We start from the raw sequence: 21902 nt of genomic DNA on the forward strand, positions 1-21902 counted from the left end.
CGTGTGATCAGTCATGGACATCTCCCCTCGCGCGCTTCCATTATCCCAAGGGATAGCTGTTGTCACTAGGCAATAGGGCGGGTTAGGTGCGCGGAGGGGCCAGATCCCGCCGCATGAATGTCTTTTGACAGGGGGTTGATTTTCCCATGAAATTCACGGGAACCGAGTCGTATGTATCGACCGACGACCTCACGGTCGCGGTCAACGCGGCGGTGACGCTGCAACGGCCCCTTCTGGTCAAGGGCGAGCCGGGCACGGGCAAGACGGAACTGGCCCGCCAGGTGGCCGCCGGGCTCGGACTGCCGATGCTCGAGTGGCATGTGAAATCCACCACACGGGCACAGCAGGGCTTGTACGAATACGACGCAGTCAGCCGGCTTCGCGACAGCCAGCTGGGCGACGAGCGCGTCAACGACGTGCGCAACTACATCCGCAAGGGCAAGCTGTGGCAGGCCTTCGAGGCCGGGGAGCGGACCGTCCTGCTGATCGACGAGATCGACAAGGCGGATATCGAGTTCCCCAACGACCTGCTGCAGGAACTCGACCGGATGGAATTCCACGTCTACGAGACCGGAGAGACCGTCACCGCGCAGCAACGCCCGATCGTCATCATCACGTCAAACAACGAAAAAGAGCTGCCGGACGCGTTCCTGCGTCGCTGTTTCTTCCATTACATCCGGTTTCCGGACATGGAGACGATGAAGCGGATCGTCGAGGTGCACCATCCGGGAATCAAGGACGCGCTGCTGACCACGGCGCTGACCCAGTTCTACGAGCTGCGCGAGCAGCAGGGCCTCAAGAAGAAACCCTCGACCTCGGAGGTGCTCGACTGGCTCAAGCTGCTGCTGGCCGAGGACCTGACCGCCGAGGACCTGCGCGGCGACGGCACCTCTGCCCTGCCCCGCCTGCACGGGGCTCTCCTGAAGAACGAACAGGACGTGCACCTGTTCGAGCGCCTCGCCTTCATGGCCCGGCGCGACAGATAGGAAACCAGACACTGCCCGAAGGGGCCGCCATGAGCCTGACGATCCGACCCGTCCGCCCCGAGGACCGCCCCGAATGGGAGGCGCTCTGGCGCGGCTATCTTCACTTTTACGAGACCGAGGTCTCGCCCGACGTCTACGACGCCGCCTTTTCGCGGCTCGTCGGCGACGATACGCACGACTTCCACGGCCTCGTGGCCGAGACCGACGGCGAACTCATCGGGCTGACCCATTTCCTGTTTCACCGCCACATGTGGAAGCTCGCCGAGACCTGTTACCTGCAGGATCTCTACGCCGCGCCGGAGCATCGCGGGTTGGGCGTCGGCCGCGCGCTGATCGAGGCGGTCTACGGCGCCGCCGACGCCTACGGTGCCGACGGCGTCTACTGGCTGACGCAGGACTTCAACACCACCGCGCGGCTGCTCTATGACCGTGTTGGCAAGCTGACGCCTTTCGTGAAGTATACGCGGGCATGACCCGCCGCATCCTCCTGTCGCTTCTGGTCGCAGGCGCCATCGCCGCCTGTGCGCCCAGTTCCGCGCCGCCCGTCGCCGAGCGGCGGATGGTCTTCACCGGCGACCTGCCGCCCATGAAGGTGCCGACGGTGGGCGCGCCCCACCGCCCCGCGGCGAGCAATCACGAGATCGTGCAGGACTTCATGGAACTCAGCTTTACCCTCGAAAGCGGGCGCAAGCTGCCGGTGTTCACCCGCTTCGAGGGGCCCGTGACGATCCGCGCGGTCGGGCGCGCGCAACCCAGCCTGTCGGGCGACCTCGACCGCCTCGTCACCCGTTTCCGGCGCGAGGCCGGGATCGACATCCGCCGCGTGCCGGCCTCGCGGCAGGCCTCGATCACCGTGCAGTCCGTGTCGCGGGCCGAGCTTCAGCGCGCGGTGCCCCAGGCCGCCTGCTTCGTCGTGCCCCGCCTGTCGAGCTGGGAGGAGTTCGTGAACAACCGCCGCAGCCCCCAGCTGGATTGGACCACGCTGAAGACGCGCGAGCGGATGGCCGTCTTCATTCCGCGGGACGTCTCGCCGCAGGAGGTGCGCGACTGCCTGCACGAAGAGGTCGCCCAGGCTCTCGGGCCACTGAATGACCTCTACCGGCTGACCGACAGCGTCTTCAACGACGACAACTTCCACACCGTGCTGACCGGCTTCGACATGACGATCCTGCGGGCGACCTATTCGTCCGAACTGCACTCCGGCATGTCCCCTTCGCAGGTCCGTGCGCGGCTGCCGGGCATCCTTGCCCGGATCAATCCCGCCGGGAACCGCCGCCCGACCGGGCGCCGGGACCTCGAGACACCGCGCGACTGGGTCGGCGCGATCGAGACAGCGCTCGGTCCCGACACCACCATGGGCAAGCGGCGTGCCGCCGCCGGCCGGGCGGTGTCGCTCGCCCGTCAGAACGGCTGGAACGACAATCGGATGGCCTTCAGCCTGTTCGCCCTGGGCCGGCTATCGCTCGCCGACGACCCGGAACTCGCGCTGTCCTCGTTCCTCAAGGCCGGCACGATCTATGCCCAAAGCCCCGAGACGCGGCTGCACCAGGCGCATGTGGCGATGCAGCTTGCCGCCTTCGCCCTGTCGTCGGGCCAGCCGGAAGCCGCCATCGACCTGGTCGACACCAACAGCACCCCCGTCGCCGAAGCCGGCAATGCCGCGCTCCTGGCGTCGCTGATGCTGGTCAAGGTCGAGGGCCTCGAAATGCTCGGCCGCCCGGCCGAGGCCCAGGAGGTGCGCCGCGAAAGCCTGGCGCTGGCGCGCTACGGTTTCGGCAGCGACGACGAGGTCCGCCGCCGCGCCGGCGAGATCGCCGGCCTCAATCCAGTCCGTAAAGGAACGCCTGCCCTATGATTGCTATTCTGCTCGGTCTCGCCTCGGCTCTCTGGGGCGGATTTCTTGCGCGCCGGCGCAAGGGAAGCCGGCTCGACATCGCGCAATATGCCGCGGCCTTCGGGATCGCGGGGTTCCTCGTCGGCCTGATCCTGACCGTCGTGGCCTCGCGCGTGCTCTGACCGTGTTCCTGCCCTTCTTCGACACCCTGCGTCGGCACGGCGTGCCGGTCTCGATCCGGGAATACCTCACCTTTCTCGAGGCGATGCGCGCCGATCTCGTGACCTACGACGTCGAGGGGTTCTACTACCTCGCCCGCAGCGCGATGGTGAAGGACGAACGCCACATCGACCGGTTCGACCAGGCCTTCGCCAAGGCATTCTCGGGGCTCGAGCAGATCACCGTCGACCAGGTGGTCGAGGCGATGGATCTGCCCGAGGACTGGCTGCGCAAGATGGCCGAAAAGCACCTGAGCGACGCCGAGAAGGCCGAGATCGAGTCGATGGGCGGCTTCGAGGCGCTGATGGAGACCCTGCGCGAGCGCCTGAACGAACAGGAGGCCCGCCATCAGGGCGGCAGCAAGTGGATCGGCACCGCCGGCACCTCGCCCTTCGGCGCCCATGGCTACAACCCCGAGGGCGTGCGCATCGGCCAGGACGAAAGCCGCCACCGCCGGGCGGTCAAGGTGTGGGACAGGCGCGAGTTCCGCAACCTCGACGACCAGGTCGAACTGGGCACGCGCAATATCAAGGTCGCGATGAAGCGGCTGCGCAAATGGGCGCGGGACGGCGCCGACGAGGAACTGGACCTCGACAGCACGATCCGCTCCACGGCCGAGCACGGCTATCTCGACGTCAAGACACGGCCCGAGCGGCGCAACACCGTGAAGGTCCTGCTGTTCGTCGATATCGGCGGCTCGATGGATCCGCATGTCCGTGTGGTCGAAGAGCTGTTCAGCGCCGCCCGCGCCGAATTCAAGCATCTCGAGACATACTACTTCCACAACTGCCTCTACGAAGGCGTGTGGACCGACAATCGCCGGCGCTGGACGGAGCAGACCTCGACCCGAGAGCTGCTCAATACCTACGGTGGCGACTACAAGTGCATCTTCGTCGGCGACGCGTCGATGTCACCCTACGAGATCGCCATGCCCGGCGGCGCAAACGAACACTGGAACCCGGAATCGGGGGAAACTTGGTTGCGCCGGGCCGTCACGCAATGGCCGGAGGTGCTGTGGATCAACCCGGTGCCCGAACGGTACTGGCGGCTCACGCCCTCGATCGGCATGATCCAGAAGATCGTCGGTCCGGACAGGATGGTTCCGATGACGCTCGAGGGCGTCCAGAGGGGGATGCGCGAACTGGGCCGCTGAGGCGGCTCAAGCCTCCTTCCGCTCGGCCCGCGGGGCGCTGTACGCCGCGTCCAGCTTGCCCAGAAGCTCGTCGAAACGGTCGTCCCAGCTACCGGTATCCTTCGACGTGTCGGCACGGAACGCACGCTTCAATGCACTCTGGATGAGCGGACTGTTTGTCGGCCTGTCGTACATCTTCGATCCCTCTTGCTGGCATCCTAACACCCGAACACGGCGAGGGTTTCAAAAATCCTTCGCGAAACGCCCCCAGGTGATGCATTTCGGACACGGTCGTCGCACATTCCCGTGATTGTCGCCGTTTCCAAGGCAAAGCCGCCTCGGTGAATCGCTGGCCTCGGCCCCCGCCGGTGCCATATCATGAGGCATGCTGAAGCTGACCCCGATCCTTCTGGCCGCTCTCTACGCCGTCGCGCTGTACCACTTCTCGGCCTGGCGCACCCGGCGCGAGCTCGACGCCAAGTCGACCGAGCTGGCGGACATGCGGCTGCGGACGCTGTGCGACAGGATGGCCGCCGCGCTCGAGATCGACCGCATCCGCGTGCACATCTACGAGGTTGCGCCGGTCAACGGGCTGGCGGCGCCGGACGGCCGGATCTTCATCACCCGCGGCTTCTACGACCGCTACCGCGCGGGCGAGGTCACCGCCGAGGAGATGGCGAGCGTGATCGCGCACGAGATGGGCCATGTCGCCCTGGGTCACGCGCGGCGGCGGATGATCGACTTCTCGGGCCAGAACGCGATGCGCACCGCGCTGGCGATGGTGCTGTCGCGGCTTCTGCCGGGGATCGGCGTGATGATCGCCAATGGCCTGATGTCGCTGGTGTCCGCCCGGCTCTCGCGCAACGACGAATACGAGGCTGACGCCTACGCCTCGGCGCTGCTGACCAAGGCAGGGATCGGCACCGATCCGCAGAAATCCCTGTTCTCCAAGCTCGAGCGCCTGACGGGGGCCCGCGGCGGGGCCATGCCCGCCTGGCTGATGAGCCATCCCAAGTCGGACGAGCGCATCGCCGCCATCGAAGCACGCGAGGCGCGCTGGCAGGTGACCTGAGGGCCATTGCCATTCCCCGCCGCGCCCTGTTTCCTGCGCCCGACACCCCAATCGAGAAGGTTTTACCGATGGCCCAAAGCTATACGCCGCCACGCGTCTGGACCTGGGAGGCCGACAGCGGCGGCCGCTTCTCCAAGACCAACCGCCCCATCGCGGGACCGACCCACGACGCCGAGCTGCCCGTGGGCAAGCATCCGTTCCAGCTCTACTCGCTCGGCACGCCCAACGGCGTGAAGGTGACAGTGATGTTCGAGGAACTCCTCGCCGCCGGCCATGCGGGCGCGGACTACGACGCCTGGCTCATCGACATCGGCGAGGGCGACCAGTTCGGCTCGGGCTTCGTCGAGATCAACCCCAATTCCAAGATCCCCGCCCTCGTCGACCGCTCCGGCGCCGAGCCGCAGCGCGTCTTCGAATCCGGCGCGATCCTGCTCTACCTGGCCGAGCGCTTCGGCGCCTTCCTCGCCACCGACCCCGCGACCCGGACCGAGCAGCTCAGCTGGCTGTTCTGGCAGATGGGCAGCGCACCCTATCTCGGCGGCGGCTTCGGCCATTTCTACGCCTATGCCCCCGAGCCGATGGAATACCCGATCAACCGCTTCGCGATGGAGACAAAGCGCCAGCTCGATGTGCTGGATCGCCATCTCGCCGACAAGGAGTTCATGGCCGGCCCCTATTCCATCGCCGACATGGCGATCTGGGCCTGGTACGGCCAGCTGGCGCTCGGCCGCCAGTACGAGGCCGCCGAGTTCCTCGACGTGGCCTCCTACACCCATCTCCAGCGCTGGTCGCGCGCGATCGACGCCCGCCCGGCAGTGCAGCGCGGGCGCATGGTCAACCGCGTCAAGGGCGACCCGGCCACGCAGCTGCGCGAGCGGCACGACGCGGCCGACTTCGACACCAGGACCCAGGACAAACTCGACGCCACCGGCTGACCGCCCTTCTTCTGTCCTGAAATATCCCAGGGGGTGAATTGCGCGTCAGCGCAAGAGGGGGACAGCGTCCCCCTCCCCCCGCGCGGTAGCGCAAAAAGGCAAAGCGCCTCCCCTAGCCCCGCGCCAGCGCCTTGCCCAGCCGCGGCAGCCGCGCCCGCTTGAGCAGCGCGCGCAGTGGGACGGCCTCGCCCGACAGCCGCTCCGCCTCGCCGTGGACCCGCATCACCGCCCGCTCCACCGCCGACCCGTCCACGAGCCACAGCTCCATCAGAAGCCCGTCGGGATCGCGCCGCCCGATGCCCTCGGCGGCCAGCTCGCCGCGCGGGAAGTCCTTCGCGTTCAGCGTCAGGATCAGGTCCGCCGACCCGGCGATCGCCGCGGCCAGGACATGCACGTCCGCCGGGTCCGGCAGCCACAGCCGCGCGCCGTCGCCCGCGCGCGGCACGATCTCTGCCCGCGGCCACGCCGCCCGCAACAGAGCGATCTCGCCCCGCGCGACCTCCTCCGCGCCGGGCCCCAGCTTCACCGCCGCCCGCGCCCATTCCTCGAGGATCCGCGCCGACCAGAGCGGCGTGAACAGCCCCTCCCCGGCGACGCCCAGCACGATCTCGCGCAGCACCGTCGGGAACATGACATTGGCATCGATCAGGACCTTCACGGCATCAGCCGGAACGCCAGCGCCTTGAGATATCCCGTCTCCGCCAGCTGCGGGTGCTGCGGATGGTCGGGCCCGGCAAAGCCCGTGCGGATCAGCTGCCCCCGACGTCCGGCCCGGCCGATGCCCCGGACCGACGCGGTGCGGAACCGCCCCAGGTCCGCGGCGTGAGAGCATGAGCACAGCATCAGGAACCCGCCCGGCGCGACCAGTGGCGCTGCAAGCCGCGCAACCCGCTCATAGGCGCGCAGCCCCGCGTCCAGCGCCTGCTTCGACGGCGCGAAGGCCGGCGGATCGCAGACCACGAGGTCGAACCGCTCTCCGTCGCGCCCCATCGCCTCCAGCGCGGCAAAGGCATCCTCCTGCCGCGTCTCGAACCGCGCGCCCACGCCGCCGGCCTCCGCCCCCTTCCGCGCGAGCGCGAGCGCCGGCGCCGACGAATCCACCGCCAGGGCACTCTCGGCCCCGCCGGCCAGCGCCGCCAGCGCGAACCCGCCCACATGCGAGAACACGTCCAGCATCCGCCCGCCCCGCGCCAGCCGCGCGGCAAAGGCCTGGTTCGGCCGCTGGTCGTAGAACAGGCCGGTCTTCTGGCCCCCGGTCAGGTCGGCCATGTAGGTCGCCCCGTTCATCGGCACCGGAACGGGCGCAGAAACCTCTCCGGTCAGCACCGACGAGACGTCGTCCAGCCCTTCCAGCCCCCGCGCCCGGCCCGCGGCGTTCTTGACCACGCAGGACACGCCCGTCAGATCCGACAGCACCGCCACGATGTCATCCAGGAGCAATTCCGCCCAGGCGGCGTTCGGCTGGATCACCGCGGCCGCCCCGAACCGGTCGATCACCAGCCCCGGCAGGCCGTCCCCCTCGGCATGGACGAGGCGGTAGAACGGTGCATCGTAGAGCGCCTCACGTAGCGCCAGCGCCGCCCCCAGCCGCACCGCGATCCAGTCGCGGCCGATCTCGGCATCCGGGTCCCGGTCGAGCATCCGCGCGACGATCTTCGAGCCGGTGTTGATCGCGACGACCCCCAGCGCCCGGCGTTCGGCGTCCTCGAGCGTGACGATGGTGCCCGCGGGCAGCGCGCGGGTCCGGCGGTCGAGCACGACCTCGTCGGCGAAGACCCACGGCGCGCCGTGGCGGATCGCGCGGGAATCGGTCTTGGGCTTGAGGCGGAGCACGGGGCGTTCTGCGACTGTCATGCCGGTCTCCTAGCGGGGAGTGACGCCCTTGAAAAGCCGCGGCGGCCGCGCCTGGCGCCGGAATCGCCCCCCGAGACGTGCCGCGCACGGGACTGGACAGTTAGCGCTAACGACGCTACGATGCGCAGGACCGAAACGCAGGCGAAGGCACCCTTCATGGCGGTTCACCCCACGCTCACCGACGTCACCGAACGCATCAGGGAACGCTCGCGCGACAGCCGCGCGACCTATCTCGACCGGATGGCCCGCGCCGCGGACGAGGGCCCGCGCCGGGCGCACCTCACCTGCGGCAACCAGGCCCACGCCTATGCCGCGATGGGCGCCGACAAGGACGCGCTCGCCGCCGAGAAGACACCCAACCTGGGCATCGTCACCGCCTACAACGACATGCTCAGCGCCCACCAGCCGTTCGAGAGCTTCCCCGACCGCATCCGCGCCGCCGCCCGCGCCACCGGCGCCACGGCCCAGGTCGCCGGCGGCGTCCCCGCGATGTGCGACGGCGTCACCCAGGGCCAGGTCGGCATGGAACTGTCGCTGTTCTCGCGCGACGTGATCGCGCTGGCGACGGGTGTGGCGCTCAGCCACAACGTCTTCGACAGCGCCGTCTATCTCGGCGTCTGCGACAAGATCGTCCCCGGCCTCGTGATCGCCGCGGCCACCTTCGGCTACATCCCCGGCGTTTTCCTGCCCGCCGGCCCGATGACCAGCGGCCTGCCGAACGACGAGAAATCCAAGGTCCGCCAGCAATTCGCCGCCGGCGAGGTCGGGCGCGACGCCCTGATGCGCGCCGAGATGGAAAGCTATCACGGCCCCGGCACCTGCACCTTCTACGGCACCGCGAACTCCAACCAGATGCTGATGGAGTTCATGGGCCTGCACCTGCCCGGCGCCTCCTTCGTCAACCCGGGCACCCCGCTCCGCGACGCCCTGACCGAGGCCGGCGCCAAACGCGCGCTCGAGATCACGGCCCTCGGCAACGACTACCGCCCCGTGGGTCACGTCCTCGACGAAAAGGCCTTCGTGAACGGCATCGTCGGGTTGATGGCGACCGGTGGCTCGACCAATCTGATCATCCACCTGCCCGCGATGGCGCGCGCCGCCGGCGTGCAGCTCGACATCCAGGATTTCGCGGACATCTCCGCGATCACGCCGCAGATGGCCAAGGTCTATCCCAACGGGCTCGCCGACGTGAACCATTTCCACGCCGCCGGCGGGCTCGGCTACATGATCGGCGAGCTGCTCGAGGCGGGGCTCCTGCACGACGACGTCAAGACCGTCGCCGGCGATGGCCTGTCGCTCTACACCCGCGAGCCCCGGCTCCGCGACGGCGAGATCGTCTGGGAGCCGGGCGCGGGCGAGACCCTGAACGACCGCATCCTCCGCCCGGTCTCCGACCCGTTCCAGAAGACCGGCGGCCTCGCCGACCTGCAGGGCAACCTCGGGCGCGGCGTGATGAAGGTCTCGGCCGTCGCGGCCGAACGACACGTGATCGAGGCCCCGGTGCGGGTCTTCTCCGACCAGCAGCAGGTCAAGGACGCCTTCAAGGCGGGCGAATTCACCGAGGACACGGTGGTCGTCGTCCGCTTTCAGGGCCCCAGGGCCAACGGCATGCCGGAACTCCACTCGCTGACCCCGACCCTCGCGGTGCTGCAGGACCGCGGCCTGAAGGTGGCGCTGGTCACCGACGGCCGGATGTCCGGCGCCTCGGGCAAGGTGCCCGCGGCGATCCACGTCTCGCCCGAGGCCGCCGACGGCGGCCCGCTCTCTCGGCTTCGCGACGGCGACGTGGTGCGTGTCGACGCCACGCAGGGCACGATCGACGTGCTGGATGTCGACCTCGCCGCCCGCACTCCCGCCGCCGCCGACCTGTCGGACAACGGCCACGGCGTCGGGCGCGAGCTGTTCGAGGTGTTCCGCAACAATGTCGGCCTCGCCACCCACGGTGCCGGCGTTGTGGTCTGACCGCATCTGCTTCATCTTCGCGAAAATACTCCCGCCGGAGGCCCCGGCCTGCGGCCCGCGCAACGACAGGACACCGACATGACGCCCCAAGACGCCGCCGCCCGCACCGCCGACCTCTGCCGCCGCGCGCCGGTGATCCCGGTCCTGGTGATCGAGGACGCCTCGATCGCCCGCCCCCTGGCCGAGGCGCTGGTCGCCGGCGGCCTGCCCGCGCTCGAGGTGACGCTGCGCACCGACGCCGCGCTCGACGCGATCCGCGAGATGTCCGGGGTCGCGGGCGGCATGGTCGGCGCCGGCACGCTCCTGACGCCCGACGACGTCGCGCGCGCGAAGGAGGCCGGCGCGACCTTCGGCGTCTCGCCCGGCGCGACCCCGCGGCTGGTCGACGCCTGCGAGGATGCCGACCTGCCGCTCCTGCCCGGCGCGGCCACCGCGACCGAGGCGATGGCGCTGATGGATCGCGGCTATACCACGCAGAAGTTCTTCCCGGCCGAGGCGTCGGGCGGCGCGGCGGCGCTCAAGGCGATCGGCGCCCCGATCCCGCAGGTCAGCTTCTGCCCCACGGGCGGCGTCAGCCTGGCGAACGCCCGCAGCTATCTCGACCTGCCGAACGTGCTCTGCGTCGGCGGCTCGTGGGTGGCCCCGAAGGACAAGGTCGCCGCCCGCGACTGGGCCGCGATCGAGGAACTCGCCCGCGAGGCCGCGGCGCTCTGACGCCTCAATGCCGGGTGCGGCCCGCGCGGCCGCCCCGGCGACCGGAGGCGGCGATGCCCTCCTGCCCCTCGCTCAGCACCGCGGTCATCGGGTGGTCGGGCGCCTGCGCGCCGTACCGCTCCACCAGCTTGGCGATCGCCTCTCCCTGGGGTCGGTCGTCCGGCAGCGACAGCGCCCAGTCCAGGAAGATCGAGCGACATTCCGGCGCCGAGATCCCCTCGATGCCATAGGCGTCGCGGATCAGTCCCTTCGGGTCGTCGTGGTCGTTGGGATCACCCCGCATCGCGTGCCTCCATGCCCCCGTGCCTCGAAAGCACGGTCTCGATGATGCCGGCGGCCTCGTCCGAAGCCTCGGCGACCCGCGCGATCAGGTCGCCGACGCTGTCCGTCCCCGTCTCGCGCAGAAGCAGCGCCTCGCCCCCCGCGACCAGCGCATCGGGATCGATCCCCTCGCCGGTCAACAGCCTGGCGCCGGCCTGTACCGCGCTCAGCAGCCGGTGCGTGGCGGCCAGGGTGGCGGCCTCGTCCGCGGTGACGAGGCCTGCCGCCTCTCCGGCCGCGATCTGATCGGGCGGCGCGGCCTCGGGACTCGGCGCCAGCAGCGCCAGGGCCGAGGACAGCAGCTCGATGTCCTGCAGCCGCCCCGGCCCCGCCTTGGCCTCCAGCGGCCCCGGCGCGCCGCGCTGCGCCTCGGCCAGCCGCGTCCGCATCGTCTCGACGTTGCCCATGACCCGCGCGGTGTCGCGCGGACGGTCCAGGAGCTCCTGCCGGAAGGCCGCGATCTCGGCTCCCAGCTTTTCGGCCCCCGCGACGGGCCGCGCCCGCGTCAGGGCCAGGTGCTCCCACGTCCAGGCCTCTTCCGCCTGGTAGCGGCGGAAGGCCGAGAACGCCGTCGCCACCGGCCCCTGCTTGCCCGAGGGCCTGAGCCGCATGTCCACCTCGTAGAGCTTGCCCGCGGGCATCGGCGCCGACAGCGCGGTCACCAGCGCCTGCGTGAGACGGGCGTAATAGGCGCGGGTGTTCAGCGGCTTCGGCCCGTCCGACGACTCGACCCCGGCCTCCTCGTAGATCACGATCAGGTCGAGGTCCGAGGTCGCGTTCAGCCGCCCGGCCCCGAGCGAGCCCATGCCCAGCACCGCCGCACCATCGCCCGGCGGCGGCCCATGCCGCTCGGCGAACGAGTCGACCACCGCCGGCCATACGCCGTTCAGCACCGCCTCGGCCAGGTCGGCGTATTGCGTGCGCGCCGTCGCGGCGTCGATCAGCCCGCGCAGGTGATGGACGCCGATGCGGAAGTGCCATTCCTTCGCCCAGCGGCGCGCGGCGTCCAGCTGCGCCTCGTAATCGTGGGACGCGGCGAGCGCCCGGGCGAGATCGTCCGTCAGCGCCTCGCGCCCCGGCCATTCCTCGAAGAACGCCCCGCCGATCACCGCGTCGAACACGCCGGAATTTCGGCTGAGATAGCTCGCCAGTGCAGGCGAGGTCCCGGCAATGTCGATCAGCAGGTCGATCAGCGTCGGATTCGCGTCCAGAAGCGCGAACAGCTGCACCCCCGCGGGCAGGCCCGAGAGGAACCCGTCGAGATGCACCAGCGTCCGGTCCGGATCGGCCGTCTGGTCGAGCTTTTCCAGGAGCACGGGCTTCACCCGCTCGAAGATCGCCTGAGCCCGCTCGCTGCGCAGCGCCGGATAGCTGCGCCACCGCGCCACGATCTCGGCCTGCCCCTCGGTCAGGTCGGGCTCGTCCTCGGGCCGGGCGCCGGGGTCGAAGAAATCCTCGGTCAGTTGTCGCACCCGCTCCAGCCGGTCGGCCAGGTCCGCCTTCAGCTCGGACACGTCGCGCCCCATCAACGCCGCCAGCCGGTCGAAGCCCGCGTCGTCCTGCGGCAGGTCGTGGGTCTGCGCGTCGTTCACCATCTGCAGGCGGTGCTCGACTTCGCGGTGCGCGCGGTACTCGGCGCTGAGCGTGTCGGTCACGTCGCGGGGCACCCACCCCGCGTCGGCCAGCCGCGACAGCCCCTCGACCGTGCCGCGCACGCGCAGCGACGGGTCGCGACCGCCCGCGATGATCTGCCGGGTCTGGGTGAAGAACTCGATCTCGCGGATACCGCCCCGGCCCAGCTTCATGTCGTGTCCCGGCAGGGTGATGGGGCCGCCCAGCCCCTTGTGCGAGCGGATCTTCAGCCGCATGTCGTGGGCGTCGCGGATCGCCCAGAAATCCAGATGCTTGCGCCAGACGAACGGCGTCAGCGCCTCGAGGAACCGCTCCCCGGCCGCGATATCGCCCGCACAGGCGCGCGCCTTGACGTAGGCGGCGCGCTCCCACGTGCGGCCGAGGCTTTCGTAGTAGCGTTCGGCCGCGTCCATCGACAGGCAGACCGGCGTGACGCCCGGATCGGGGCGCAGGCGCAGGTCGGTGCGAAAGACATAGCCCTCGCCCGTCGTCTCGGACAGCAGGGCGGTCATCTTGCGCGTCGCCCGGATCAGCGCGCTGCGGGCGTCGAGATAGGCGTCCTCGTCGTAGACCTCTTCGTCGAACAGGCAGATCAGGTCGATGTCCGAGGAATAGTTCAGCTCTCCGGCGCCCATCTTTCCCATCGCAAGCACCGTCATGCCGGCGGCGCGGTCGCGGTCGGCCTCGGTCATGCCGGGCAGCTTGCCGCGGGCGATTTCGGCCGCGACGCAGGATTTCAGGGCGGCGTCCACCGCCGCGTCGGCAAAGCGGGTCAGCGTGCCCGTCACGTCTTCCAGCGGCCAGACCCCGCCCAGGTCGGCCAGCGCCACCAGCACGGCGAGCCGGCGCTTGGCGCGTCGCAGCTCGTCGCCCAGCGTGCGGTCCGGCAACGTGGCCAGGCTGTCGATCAGCGCCCGTGCGGCGTCCTCGGGCGCGCGCTCCAGCTCGGGGGCGAGCCAGTCGCTCTCCTGTCCTATGACGTTGGCGAGATAGGGCGACGAGCCCGCGGCGCCGGCCACCAGGTCCTGCATCGTCTCGGGGAGGTCGCGGAACGCATCGGCGGCCTCGCGGCCCTTCTGCGGGTCGTAGGCGGCGGGGCAGCGGGTCAGGCGGTCGGCAAAGCTCATGGGACAGGGATGCGGCGGCGGCGCACGCGGGTCAAGCGCTTGCGCCCTGCCCGCCGTCGCGCGACGCTCTGCCGAAACGTGCAGGAGGCAGTGATGAGCAAGAGCCTGAAGCGGGTCCGCGCGGCGCTGGACGAAGCGGGCCTCGACGCCGAGATCGTCGAGATGGGCGAGACGCGCACCGCGCAGCAGGCCGCCGACGCGGTCGACTGCGGGCTGGACCAGATCGTCAAGTCGATCATCTATCGCGGCGAAGAGAGCGAACGGGCGATCCTGTTCCTCACCGCCGGCGGCAACCGCGTCGACGACACGCTCGCTGCGCAGGCGGCCGGCGAACCGCTGGGCAAGGCTGACGCGACGCTGGTGCGCGCGCAGACCGGCTTCGCCATCGGCGGCGTCGCGCCCCTGGGCCACACGGCGCCGGTCCGCACCTTCTGCGACCCTCTCCTGACGACGTTCGACGTGGTCTGGGCGGCGGCCGGCACGCCGCGCCACGTGTTCCCGATCCCGGCCGGCGACCTGCTGCGGCTGACCGGCGCGGAACTGGCCCTGTTCACCGCGGCGCGGGGTATGTGAAAATCATTCACATTACCCCTTGAAGGCGGCCCGGTCGGTCCCGATCTATGGGATGTGAAAGACATTCACATAGACCCGACACATTGGATAGAGGACCGACCGACAATGAGCACGACCGCCGACGTACCGCATCTCACGCGCCAGAATTGGCTGGCCAAGTCCGAAGCCTGGCTGGACGACAGGGGCAAGGGCGCCTGGATCGCCCTGATGGTCCTCGGCTTCATCGCCTTCTGGCCGATCGGCCTCGCCCTTCTCGCCTACATGATCTGGAGCAAGCGCATGTTCACCGGAAGCTGCCGCAAGGCCCGTCACCGCACCCATGTCTCGCGGGCATTCACGCCCACCGGAAACGCCGCCTTCGACGCCTACCGCACCGAGACGCTGCGCCGGCTCGAGGAAGAACAGGAAGCGTTCCAGTCCTTCCTCGAACGTCTGAGGGCCGCCAAGGACAAGGCCGAGTTCGACCAGTTCATGGACGAGCGTGGCAAGCGGTCCGGCAACGGTGACGCGGTGGATCACCCCGCCGGCGCCTGACCGAGCGCGACGCAGCGCGCCCCCGGCCCCGCCGGCGGGCGCGCCGCCTCTTGATTCCGAGCCATCCGAGGGACATCTGCCCATGACCATGATGACCGATACCTACTGGGGCCTTCCGGACCCCGACACCCAGGCCGATTTCTATGCCGACGTGCCGACCAAGCGGTTTCTCGCCTGGGTCGTGGACGTGGTCCTGATCGCGCTCATCAGCCTCGTGCTGGTGCCGTTCACGCTGTTCACCGCGCTGTTCTACTTCCCGGCGCTCTACCTCGTGGTGGGCTTCGCCTATCGCACGCTGACGATCGCGCGCGGCTCGGCGACTCCGGGGATGCGGCTGACCGCGATCGAGCTGCGGGACCGCGACGGCAAGCGCTTCGACCTGTCCACGGCGTTCTTTCACACCGCGGGCTACACGATCGCGATGACGGTGTTTCCGCTGCAGCTGATCTCGATGGGCCTGATGGTCGCGACGCCCCGTGCGCAGGGTCTCGTCGACCATGTTCTCGGCACCGCCGCCCTAAATCGCGCAGCCGCACACTGAGCGGGACCGACCGTGCGCATCGGGGCTTGGCGACACGAGGGGCCGTTGCTACGCTCATACGGACTCAGAGGTTCTGCGCCCCATGCGCCACACACTACCGATCGCGCCACAGTTCTATGTGACGGCCCCGCAGCCCTGTCCCTATCTCGAGGGTCGGATGGAGCGGAAGCTCTTCACCGCCCTGCAGGGGGACTCGGCCGAGACGCTGAACGATTCCCTGTCGAAACAGGGATTTCGGCGCAGTCAGAACGTGCTCTACCGCCCCTCGTGCGCCGAATGTTCGGCCTGCCTGTCGGCGCGGATCCGGGTGGCCGACTTCAAGCCGTCTCGCACCCAGCGCAAGGTGCTGCGCCGCAACGCGCACCTGCGTCGCAACGCCACCGCACCCTGGGCGACCGAAGAGCAATACGCGCTCTTCCGCCGATACCTCGACAGCCGCCACGCGGATGGCGGGATGGCCGACATGGACATCTTCGAGTTCGCCGCGATGATCGAGGAGACGCCGATCCGCAGCCGCGTGGTCGAATACCTGGCCGAGGATGAGGACGGCACCCACGACCTTGCCGCCGTGTGTCTGACCGACGTGCTCGATGACGGGCTGAGCATGGTCTACTCGTTCTACGATCCCGCCCGCGCGGGCGACAGCCTGGGCACCCATGTCATCCTCGACCACGTCGAGATCGCGCGCGAGGCCGGCCTGCCCTATGTCTACCTGGGCTACTGGGTGCCGGGCAGCCCGAAGATGGGCTACAAGGCCAAGTTCGATCCGGTCGAAGTCTATTTCAGGGGCCGCTGGCAGGAGATGGGCGACCCCGCCGCCTATTCCAGCGAGACGCACCCCCTCTCGACCGACCCGATCGCCGAACAGGTCGCGCGCATCAGCCTTCCCGACAGTCGCGGCACGCGCTGAGCCCGACCTCCGCCGGGGCGGTTGTCATCGCGCCGGACCGCTGCAAATTGTGCCCCGGACCACGGACCAAGAGGCACAACGATGACGACCAGCACGGCCGACGCTCCCTGGTGGACCGATCGCGTGGGGTATCAGATCTACCCCCGTAGCTTCGCCGACAGCGACGGCGACGGCATCGGCGACATCCCCGGCATCATCGACAAGCTCGACCATCTCGCCGATCTCGGCATCGGGGTGCTGTGGCTGTCGCCGGTCTATACGTCTCCGATGGCCGACAACGGCTACGACATCGCGGATTACTACGGGATCGAGCCGACCTTCGGCACGATGGAGGATTTCGACCGCCTGCTGGCCGAGGCCAAGGCGCGGGACATCGGCATCGTGATGGACCTTGTCGTCAACCACACCTCGGACCAGCACAACTGGTTCCTGAATGCGGCGAAGTCGACCGACGCGCCGCTGCGCGAGTTCTACATCTGGCGCGATCCCGCGCCCGGCGGCGGACCGCCCGACGACCGGCAGGCCTTTTTCGGTGGCCCGGCCTGGAGCCTGTCGCCCGAGACCGGGCAGTACTATTTTCACCTGTTCTCGCCCGGCCAGCCCGACCTGAACTGGCGCAACCCAGAGATGCGGGCCGAGGTCTACCGGATGATGCGCTGGTGGGTCGACAAGGGCATCGCCGGCTTCCGGATGGACGTGATCGACCTGATCGGCAAGGACCTGACCACCGGCGAGATCGAGGAAGGCCCCTACCTCCACGAGTACATCCAGGAGATGCGGCGCGAGGCGTTGGCGGGCGAGCACCTGCTGACCATCGGTGAAAGCTGGAACGTCACCACCGACACCGCCCTGCTCTATACCGGGCGCGACCGGGGCGAGCTCGACATGGTGTTCCAGTTCGAACACATCGTGCAGGGCTGGGACGCCGTGCACGGCAAATGGGCGCCGAAGCCGTTCCATCTGCCCGAGTTCAAGTCCGTCTTCGCACGCTGGCAGGAGACGCTGGCCGAGGACGGCTGGAACGCCCTGTTCCTGAACAACCACGACCTGCCGCGCGCCGTCTCGCGCTATGGCGACGACGACGAACACCGCGTGAATTCGGCCAAGGCCATCGCGACGGCGCTGCATTTCATGAAGGGCATGCCCTTCGTCTACCAGGGCGAAGAGATCGGCATGACCAATGCCGCCTTCACGCATATCGACCAGTTCCGCGACCTCGAGACGCTGAACCTGTTCCACGAATGGACCGGCCAGGGCATGACGGACGCCGACTTCATCCGTGGGGCCAACGCGAATGCGCGCGACAACGCGCGGACGCCGATGCAATGGACCTCGGGGCCGCGGGCGGGCTTCACCTCGGGCACGCCCTGGATCGAGGTGCATCCCAACCACCGCCACCTGAACGTCGCGCAGGAGCGCGAGACGGAGGACGGCGTGCTGGCCCATTACAAGCGCCTCATCGCCGCGCGACGTGCCCACCCGGTGATCGTCCACGGCCGCTACGACGCGCAACTGGCCGATCACGAAAAGCTCTGGGCCTATACCCGTAGCCTCAACGGCACCACGCTGGCGGTGATCGTGAACATGTCCGGCGCGTCGGTCGAGGCGGACCTCCCGCCGGCCCTTCGCGTCACGGGGCAGGACCTGATCGCCACGCACGGCCCGCGCGGGGCGCTGTCGGACCGCATCCGGATGGCACCGTGGGAGTCAGTCGCGGTCCTGGCCGCATGAGCATGGACCCGCCCCGCGCCGGGGCGGATCCCTAAATGCGGAAATAATCTTGCAAACAAACACCGCGTGGCGACACATTTCTCTTTGAAGGTGGTTGACGCTCCGCCGCTCCGATCATATTGACAGGGGCATGACACGGAGCCCTCTGATGACGATCCTTCCCGTACTCGTAGGACATTGGCGCATGGACCGGTAACGGAACCATATTGGTAGTCCATGCGCCCCCGGATCGATCCTCGGGGGCTTTTTTGTGCGCTGAACGACAAGGCGGAGAAACGTGATGAGCCAGGCGATGACCGGCGCGAAGATGGTGGTGCAGGCGCTGAAGGACCAGGGCGTCGAGGTGGTGTTCGGGTATCCGGGCGGCGCCGTGCTTCCGATCTATGACGAGATCTTCCAGCAGAACGAGATCCGTCACGTGCTCGTCCGGCACGAACAGGGGGCGGTGCACGCCGCCGAGGGCTATGCCCGCTCGACCGGCAAGCCGGGCGTCGTGCTGGTCACGTCGGGCCCCGGCGCGACCAATGCCGTCACCGGCATCACCGACGCACTGATGGATTCGATCCCGATCGTCGTCCTGACCGGACAGGTGCCGACCTTCCTGATCGGCACCGACGGCTTCCAGGAGGCGGACACCGTGGGCATCACGCGCCCGTGCACCAAGCACAACTGGCTGGTGAAGGACACGGAGGCCCTGAGCGACACGATCCACCAGGCCTTCCACGTCGCCACCAACGGCCGCCCCGGCCCGGTGCTGGTCGACATCCCCAAGGACGTTCAGTTCGCCACCGGCAGCTACACCGCCAAGCAGAAGGCCCGGACGCAGCATTACAGCCCCAGGGTCAAGGGCGACATGGACCAGATCGCCAAGCTGGCCGAGGCGATCTCGCAGGCCGAGCGTCCGATCCTCTATACCGGCGGCGGCGTCATCAACTCGGGCACCGCGGCCAGCCAGCTGCTGCGCGAACTGGTGCAGGCGACGAACTTTCCCGTCACCTCGACCCTGATGGGCCTGGGCGCCTACCCCGCGTCGGGAGAGAACTGGCTGGGGATGCTGGGCATGCACGGTCTCTACGAGGCCAACATGGCGATGCATGACTGCGACCTGATGATCAACATCGGTGCCCGCTTCGACGACCGCATCACCGGCCGCGTGCAGGATTTCTCGCCGGGATCGACCAAGGCGCATATCGACGTGGACCCCTCGTCGATCAACAAGGTGATCCATGTCGACATCCCGATCATCGGCGATGTCGCCCATGTCCTCGAGGACCTGCTGCGCGTCTGGAAGGCGCAGGGTCGCAAGACCAACACCGAAGCGCTGGCGAAATGGTGGAACCGCATCAACGAGTGGCGCGGGATCGACTGCCTCGCCTTCAAGCAGGAGGGCAAGGTCATTCGGCCGCAATACGCCCTGTCCCGGCTCGAGGCGCTGACCAAGGATCGTGATCGCTACGTCACCACAGAGGTCGGCCAGCACCAGATGTGGGCGGCGCAGTACATGGGCTTCGAGGATCCGAACCGCTGGATGACGAGCGGCGGCCTGGGCACGATGGGCTACGGCTTCCCCGCCTCGATCGGCGTGCAGATGGCGCATCCGGACAGCCTGGTGATCAACGTCGCCGGCGAGGCCTCGTGGCTGATGAACATGCAGGAGATGGGCACCGCGGTGCAGTTCCGCCTGCCCGTGAAACAGTTCATTATGAATAATGAACGGTTGGGCATGGTCCGACAGTGGCAAGAGCTGCTGCATGGCGAGCGCTATTCGCACTCGTGGTCCGAAGCCCTGCCCGACTTCGTCAAGCTGGCCGAGGCCTTCGGCGCCAAGGGCATCCTGTGCGACGATCCCGCCGACCTGGACGACGCGATCATGGAGATGATCGAGCACGACGGTCCGGTGATCTTCGACTGCCTGGTCGAGAAGCACGAGAACTGCTTCCCGATGATCCCGTCGGGCGAGCCGCACAACAAGATGCTGCTGGGCGAGAACGCGCAGACCCAGGACTCGATCAAGTCCGGCGGCGCGGTGCTGGTCTAGCCGGGCGGGCCCCGGCCCGTCCGCATCGAACGAAGATCAAGGAACCGGAAAGGCGAGGACAGTGTCAGCCCTCAACATCAAGAAAGGGTCGAGCAAGCATTCGGCCTACGACCTTCGAGACCCCAACGCCGAGGCGATCGAGCGGCACACCCTGGCCGTGACCGTCGACAACGAGGCCGGCGTCCTGGCGCGCGTCATCGGCCTGTTCTCGGGCCGCGGCTACAACATCGACAGCCTGACCGTGGCCGAGGTCGATCACACCGGCCATCTCAGCCGGATCACCATCGTCACCACCGGGACCCCGGCCGTGATCGACCAGATCAAGGCGCAACTCGGCCGGATCGTGCCGGTGCACGAGGTTCACGACCTGACGGTCGAAGGCCCGAGCGTCGAGCGCGAGCTGGCGATGTTCAAGGTGGCGGGTGACGGCGACAAGCGGATCGAGGCGCTGCGGCTGGCCGAGATCTTCCGCGCGAACGTGGTCGACTCGACGCTGTCGTCCTTCGTGTTCGAGATTACCGGCACGCCGGAAAAGATCGACGCCTTCGCCGATCTGATGCGCCCCCTCGGCCTGATCGAAGTGGCTCGAACGGGCGTCGCCGCTCTGTCGCGCGGCAGCGTATAGGCAAGAAAAAAAGGGCCGCCGGAAACCGGCGGCCCCTTCGCGTTACTCGAGACCGGATTACTGGTTAAGGATCGCGGCCGCCTCGGGCGTCCGGATTTCGGTCGCGTCGATCAGGTCATCGCCGTTCTGGTCGATTTCTTGGAAATCCTCCGACGACAGATCGGGATAACGCGCCGTTGCCTCGTCAAAGTCGTAGTACATCGTCTGGTTGCCTTCGGCGTTGATGTCGACGTTCATGCCCGTCGTGGTCGCCTCGGCCTGCGAAAGGATGTTGTTCGAGACAGGCGTGTTGGCTTCGACCGGATCGATCATGTCGTCGCCGTTCTCGTCCATCTCGCCGAAGTCCTCCGAGCTGACATCGGTGTAGACGGCGGTGACTTCCTCGAAGCTCAGCATGTTGTCGTCGTCGGTGTCGACGGCGGAAAACGGCACCTGCGCGAGGGCGGTGGTCGCGGTAAGCGCGGCGGTGGCCGTCACAATGGCAAAGCGTTTCATCGTTAAGCTCCTTTCGTGCGTCAGACGCATTGCTGCGTCGTTCGCCGACCCAAAACGAGACGTCAAAAAACGTTCCAGAAAATCATTCACGAAAATGTAAGTCGCCGGCGACCGTCCCCTGCCACAGGGCGCCGCGTCTCAGTTCGCGGCGGTCCGTTCGGGCGGCGGGTCGAGAAGGCCGGAGTCCAGCGCCTGCGCCAGTTCGGCGTCATCTACCCGCCCATCGGCGTCTGAATCGATTTCGAGGAAGGCATTTACGCCCATATCGGGGAACGCGGCCTCCATCTCGGGAAAGGAGTACAGGCCGTCATCGTTGGTGTCGATGTCCGCGGCAGACGCCCCCGCGGTCAACGCGACCATCACGAGCGGGACGGCAAGTACGCCGTACTTGATTGTCATGTAACAACCTCTGTTCATTCATGCACATTAAATCGGACCGGTCGTCCGATGGCGGTGAATGAACATTAGCAGCCCCACGGGCGGGAAAACGGCCAGTCGCGCGGGGGCCGGGAACTGCGCGACAAGCCGCGCCAAACCTTGCCCCCCATCGGCTGCCATTCGCCCGGAGGTTGTGGCCCCGTCTCGCGCCGGCGCCGCACCGCTCGACCTAGGCGGCATCCCGCCATTTCAAGCGATGCCATGCTGCGACGTGACGCCGCCCTCTCTG

Annotated in this window: 23 protein-coding genes; 16 read left to right on the forward strand and 7 right to left on the reverse strand. The window is 68.4% G+C overall.

What is annotated here, in order from left to right:
- The first annotated feature begins 146 nt into the window (after positions 1-146).
- From BMZ25_RS08500 to BMZ25_RS08520, 5 genes are read left to right on the forward strand one after another with little or no spacing between them, the layout of a single operon-like run.
- A complete protein-coding gene (locus BMZ25_RS08500) occupies positions 147-986 on the forward strand; it encodes an AAA family ATPase (RefSeq protein ID WP_092691935.1) in 840 nt (279 codons plus the stop codon).
- Positions 987-1015: 29 nt separating this feature from the next.
- A complete protein-coding gene (locus BMZ25_RS08505) occupies positions 1016-1459 on the forward strand; it encodes a GNAT family N-acetyltransferase (protein WP_092691938.1) in 444 nt (147 codons plus the stop codon).
- Positions 1456-2841 (forward strand): DUF2927 domain-containing protein, encoded by a 1386-nt coding sequence (locus BMZ25_RS08510; protein WP_092691945.1) that lies wholly within the window; start codon positions 1456-1458, stop codon positions 2839-2841. The genes BMZ25_RS08505 and BMZ25_RS08510 overlap by 4 nt, the downstream gene beginning before the upstream one ends.
- Positions 2838-3002 carry a hypothetical protein gene (locus BMZ25_RS20800; RefSeq protein WP_092691948.1) on the forward strand — a complete coding sequence of 55 codons (165 nt, stop codon included), beginning with the start codon at positions 2838-2840 and terminating at the stop codon, positions 3000-3002. The genes BMZ25_RS08510 and BMZ25_RS20800 overlap by 4 nt, the downstream gene beginning before the upstream one ends.
- A gap of 2 nt (positions 3003-3004) precedes the next feature.
- On the forward strand, positions 3005-4192 hold the full coding sequence (locus BMZ25_RS08520) for a vWA domain-containing protein (RefSeq protein WP_092691950.1): 1188 nt from the start codon (positions 3005-3007) through the stop codon (positions 4190-4192).
- Positions 4193-4198: 6 nt separating this feature from the next.
- Here the strand turns inward: BMZ25_RS08520 and BMZ25_RS20805 are convergent, their stop codons facing one another.
- Positions 4199-4366 carry a hypothetical protein gene (locus BMZ25_RS20805; protein WP_177190423.1) on the reverse strand — a complete coding sequence of 56 codons (168 nt, stop codon included), beginning with the start codon at positions 4364-4366 and terminating at the stop codon, positions 4199-4201.
- 190 nt (positions 4367-4556) lie between these two features.
- Between BMZ25_RS20805 and BMZ25_RS08525 the strand changes: the two genes are divergently transcribed.
- Positions 4557-5243 carry a M48 family metallopeptidase gene (locus tag BMZ25_RS08525; protein WP_092691956.1) on the forward strand — a complete coding sequence of 229 codons (687 nt, stop codon included), beginning with the start codon at positions 4557-4559 and terminating at the stop codon, positions 5241-5243.
- A gap of 68 nt (positions 5244-5311) precedes the next feature.
- Positions 5312-6178 carry a glutathione-dependent disulfide-bond oxidoreductase gene (gene yghU, locus BMZ25_RS08530; protein ID WP_092691959.1) on the forward strand — a complete coding sequence of 289 codons (867 nt, stop codon included), beginning with the start codon at positions 5312-5314 and terminating at the stop codon, positions 6176-6178.
- A 112-nt stretch (positions 6179-6290) separates the two neighbouring features.
- Here the strand turns inward: yghU and BMZ25_RS08535 are convergent, their stop codons facing one another.
- Together BMZ25_RS08535 and BMZ25_RS08540 are read right to left on the reverse strand one after the other, a co-directional pair.
- Positions 6291-6836 carry an RSP_2648 family PIN domain-containing protein gene (locus BMZ25_RS08535; protein WP_092691962.1) on the reverse strand — a complete coding sequence of 182 codons (546 nt, stop codon included), beginning with the start codon at positions 6834-6836 and terminating at the stop codon, positions 6291-6293.
- Positions 6833-8032 carry an RSP_2647 family RNA methyltransferase gene (locus tag BMZ25_RS08540; RefSeq protein ID WP_092691964.1) on the reverse strand — a complete coding sequence of 400 codons (1200 nt, stop codon included), beginning with the start codon at positions 8030-8032 and terminating at the stop codon, positions 6833-6835. Before BMZ25_RS08540 ends, BMZ25_RS08535 begins: the two co-directional genes overlap by 4 nt.
- A gap of 156 nt (positions 8033-8188) precedes the next feature.
- Between BMZ25_RS08540 and edd the strand changes: the two genes are divergently transcribed.
- Positions 8189-9994, forward strand: a complete 1806-nt coding sequence (gene edd / locus BMZ25_RS08545) for a phosphogluconate dehydratase (RefSeq protein ID WP_092692472.1) — start codon at positions 8189-8191, stop codon at positions 9992-9994.
- A gap of 78 nt (positions 9995-10072) precedes the next feature.
- Positions 10073-10708, forward strand: coding sequence for a bifunctional 4-hydroxy-2-oxoglutarate aldolase/2-dehydro-3-deoxy-phosphogluconate aldolase (gene eda / locus BMZ25_RS08550; RefSeq protein ID WP_092691971.1), 636 nt, complete (start codon positions 10073-10075; stop codon positions 10706-10708).
- A 4-nt stretch (positions 10709-10712) separates the two neighbouring features.
- Here eda and BMZ25_RS08555 read toward each other — a convergent pair whose 3' ends face one another.
- Both BMZ25_RS08555 and BMZ25_RS08560 read right to left on the reverse strand, forming a co-directional pair.
- Positions 10713-10991: a hypothetical protein gene (locus tag BMZ25_RS08555; RefSeq protein WP_092691974.1), complete on the reverse strand. Its 279-nt coding sequence runs from the start codon at positions 10989-10991 to the stop codon at positions 10713-10715.
- Positions 10981-13788, reverse strand: coding sequence for a [protein-PII] uridylyltransferase family protein (locus BMZ25_RS08560; protein WP_092691980.1), 2808 nt, complete (start codon positions 13786-13788; stop codon positions 10981-10983). Before BMZ25_RS08560 ends, BMZ25_RS08555 begins: the two co-directional genes overlap by 11 nt.
- A gap of 93 nt (positions 13789-13881) precedes the next feature.
- Between BMZ25_RS08560 and BMZ25_RS08565 the strand changes: the two genes are divergently transcribed.
- The 7 genes from BMZ25_RS08565 (at position 13882) to ilvN (ending at position 20740) form a co-directional block, all read left to right on the forward strand.
- Entirely contained in the window at positions 13882-14361 is a 480-nt protein-coding gene (locus BMZ25_RS08565; RefSeq protein WP_092691988.1) for a YbaK/EbsC family protein, read from the forward strand.
- A gap of 105 nt (positions 14362-14466) precedes the next feature.
- Positions 14467-14895: a DUF2852 domain-containing protein gene (locus BMZ25_RS08570; RefSeq protein ID WP_092691994.1), complete on the forward strand. Its 429-nt coding sequence runs from the start codon at positions 14467-14469 to the stop codon at positions 14893-14895.
- A gap of 91 nt (positions 14896-14986) precedes the next feature.
- A complete protein-coding gene (locus BMZ25_RS08575) occupies positions 14987-15436 on the forward strand; it encodes an RDD family protein (RefSeq protein ID WP_092692476.1) in 450 nt (149 codons plus the stop codon).
- 82 nt (positions 15437-15518) lie between these two features.
- The gene (locus tag BMZ25_RS08580) at positions 15519-16346 is read left to right on the forward strand and encodes an arginyltransferase (protein WP_092691997.1); all 828 of its coding nucleotides are present in this window, start codon (positions 15519-15521) and stop codon (positions 16344-16346) included.
- An 81-nt stretch (positions 16347-16427) separates the two neighbouring features.
- Complete coding sequence (locus BMZ25_RS08585; protein WP_092692002.1) at positions 16428-18077, forward strand: alpha-glucosidase; 1650 nt, start codon at positions 16428-16430, stop codon at positions 18075-18077.
- 280 nt (positions 18078-18357) lie between these two features.
- Positions 18358-20115: an acetolactate synthase 3 large subunit gene (locus tag BMZ25_RS08590; protein ID WP_092692006.1), complete on the forward strand. Its 1758-nt coding sequence runs from the start codon at positions 18358-18360 to the stop codon at positions 20113-20115.
- Positions 20116-20176: 61 nt separating this feature from the next.
- Positions 20177-20740 carry an acetolactate synthase small subunit gene (gene ilvN, locus BMZ25_RS08595; RefSeq protein ID WP_092692009.1) on the forward strand — a complete coding sequence of 188 codons (564 nt, stop codon included), beginning with the start codon at positions 20177-20179 and terminating at the stop codon, positions 20738-20740.
- A 57-nt stretch (positions 20741-20797) separates the two neighbouring features.
- Here ilvN and BMZ25_RS08600 read toward each other — a convergent pair whose 3' ends face one another.
- Positions 20798-21235, reverse strand: coding sequence for an EF-hand domain-containing protein (locus BMZ25_RS08600; RefSeq protein WP_092692015.1), 438 nt, complete (start codon positions 21233-21235; stop codon positions 20798-20800).
- A gap of 138 nt (positions 21236-21373) precedes the next feature.
- A complete protein-coding gene (locus tag BMZ25_RS08605; RefSeq protein WP_092692021.1) occupies positions 21374-21634 on the reverse strand; it encodes an EF-hand domain-containing protein in 261 nt (86 codons plus the stop codon).
- Positions 21635-21902: the final 268 nt, after the last annotated feature.

Origin of the sequence: Tranquillimonas rosea (genome assembly GCF_900111315.1) — a bacterium.
GTDB lineage: Bacteria > Pseudomonadota > Alphaproteobacteria > Rhodobacterales > Rhodobacteraceae > Tranquillimonas > Tranquillimonas rosea.

Bases quoted from the DNA above. Each gene is read 5' to 3' on its own strand.
- BMZ25_RS08500 (WP_092691935.1), top strand. From the start codon at position 147: ATGAAATTCACGGGAACCGAGTCGTATGTATCGACCGACGACCTCACG.
- BMZ25_RS08505 (WP_092691938.1), top strand. From the start codon at position 1,016: ATGAGCCTGACGATCCGACCCGTCCGCCCCGAGGACCGCCCCGAATGG.
- BMZ25_RS08510 (WP_092691945.1), top strand. From the start codon at position 1,456: ATGACCCGCCGCATCCTCCTGTCGCTTCTGGTCGCAGGCGCCATCGCC.
- BMZ25_RS20800 (WP_092691948.1), top strand. From the start codon at position 2,838: ATGATTGCTATTCTGCTCGGTCTCGCCTCGGCTCTCTGGGGCGGATTT.
- BMZ25_RS20805 (WP_177190423.1), bottom strand. From the start codon at position 4,366: ATGTACGACAGGCCGACAAACAGTCCGCTCATCCAGAGTGCATTGAAG.
- BMZ25_RS08525 (WP_092691956.1), top strand. From the start codon at position 4,557: ATGCTGAAGCTGACCCCGATCCTTCTGGCCGCTCTCTACGCCGTCGCG.
- yghU (WP_092691959.1), top strand. From the start codon at position 5,312: ATGGCCCAAAGCTATACGCCGCCACGCGTCTGGACCTGGGAGGCCGAC.
- BMZ25_RS08540 (WP_092691964.1), bottom strand. From the start codon at position 8,032: ATGACAGTCGCAGAACGCCCCGTGCTCCGCCTCAAGCCCAAGACCGAT.
- edd (WP_092692472.1), top strand. From the start codon at position 8,189: ATGGCGGTTCACCCCACGCTCACCGACGTCACCGAACGCATCAGGGAA.
- eda (WP_092691971.1), top strand. From the start codon at position 10,073: ATGACGCCCCAAGACGCCGCCGCCCGCACCGCCGACCTCTGCCGCCGC.
- BMZ25_RS08555 (WP_092691974.1), bottom strand. From the start codon at position 10,991: ATGCGGGGTGATCCCAACGACCACGACGACCCGAAGGGACTGATCCGC.
- BMZ25_RS08560 (WP_092691980.1), bottom strand. From the start codon at position 13,788: ATGAGCTTTGCCGACCGCCTGACCCGCTGCCCCGCCGCCTACGACCCG.
- BMZ25_RS08565 (WP_092691988.1), top strand. From the start codon at position 13,882: ATGAGCAAGAGCCTGAAGCGGGTCCGCGCGGCGCTGGACGAAGCGGGC.
- BMZ25_RS08570 (WP_092691994.1), top strand. From the start codon at position 14,467: ATGAGCACGACCGCCGACGTACCGCATCTCACGCGCCAGAATTGGCTG.
- BMZ25_RS08575 (WP_092692476.1), top strand. From the start codon at position 14,987: ATGACCGATACCTACTGGGGCCTTCCGGACCCCGACACCCAGGCCGAT.
- BMZ25_RS08580 (WP_092691997.1), top strand. From the start codon at position 15,519: ATGCGCCACACACTACCGATCGCGCCACAGTTCTATGTGACGGCCCCG.
- BMZ25_RS08585 (WP_092692002.1), top strand. From the start codon at position 16,428: ATGACGACCAGCACGGCCGACGCTCCCTGGTGGACCGATCGCGTGGGG.
- BMZ25_RS08590 (WP_092692006.1), top strand. From the start codon at position 18,358: ATGAGCCAGGCGATGACCGGCGCGAAGATGGTGGTGCAGGCGCTGAAG.
- BMZ25_RS08600 (WP_092692015.1), bottom strand. From the start codon at position 21,235: ATGAAACGCTTTGCCATTGTGACGGCCACCGCCGCGCTTACCGCGACC.
- BMZ25_RS08605 (WP_092692021.1), bottom strand. From the start codon at position 21,634: ATGACAATCAAGTACGGCGTACTTGCCGTCCCGCTCGTGATGGTCGCG.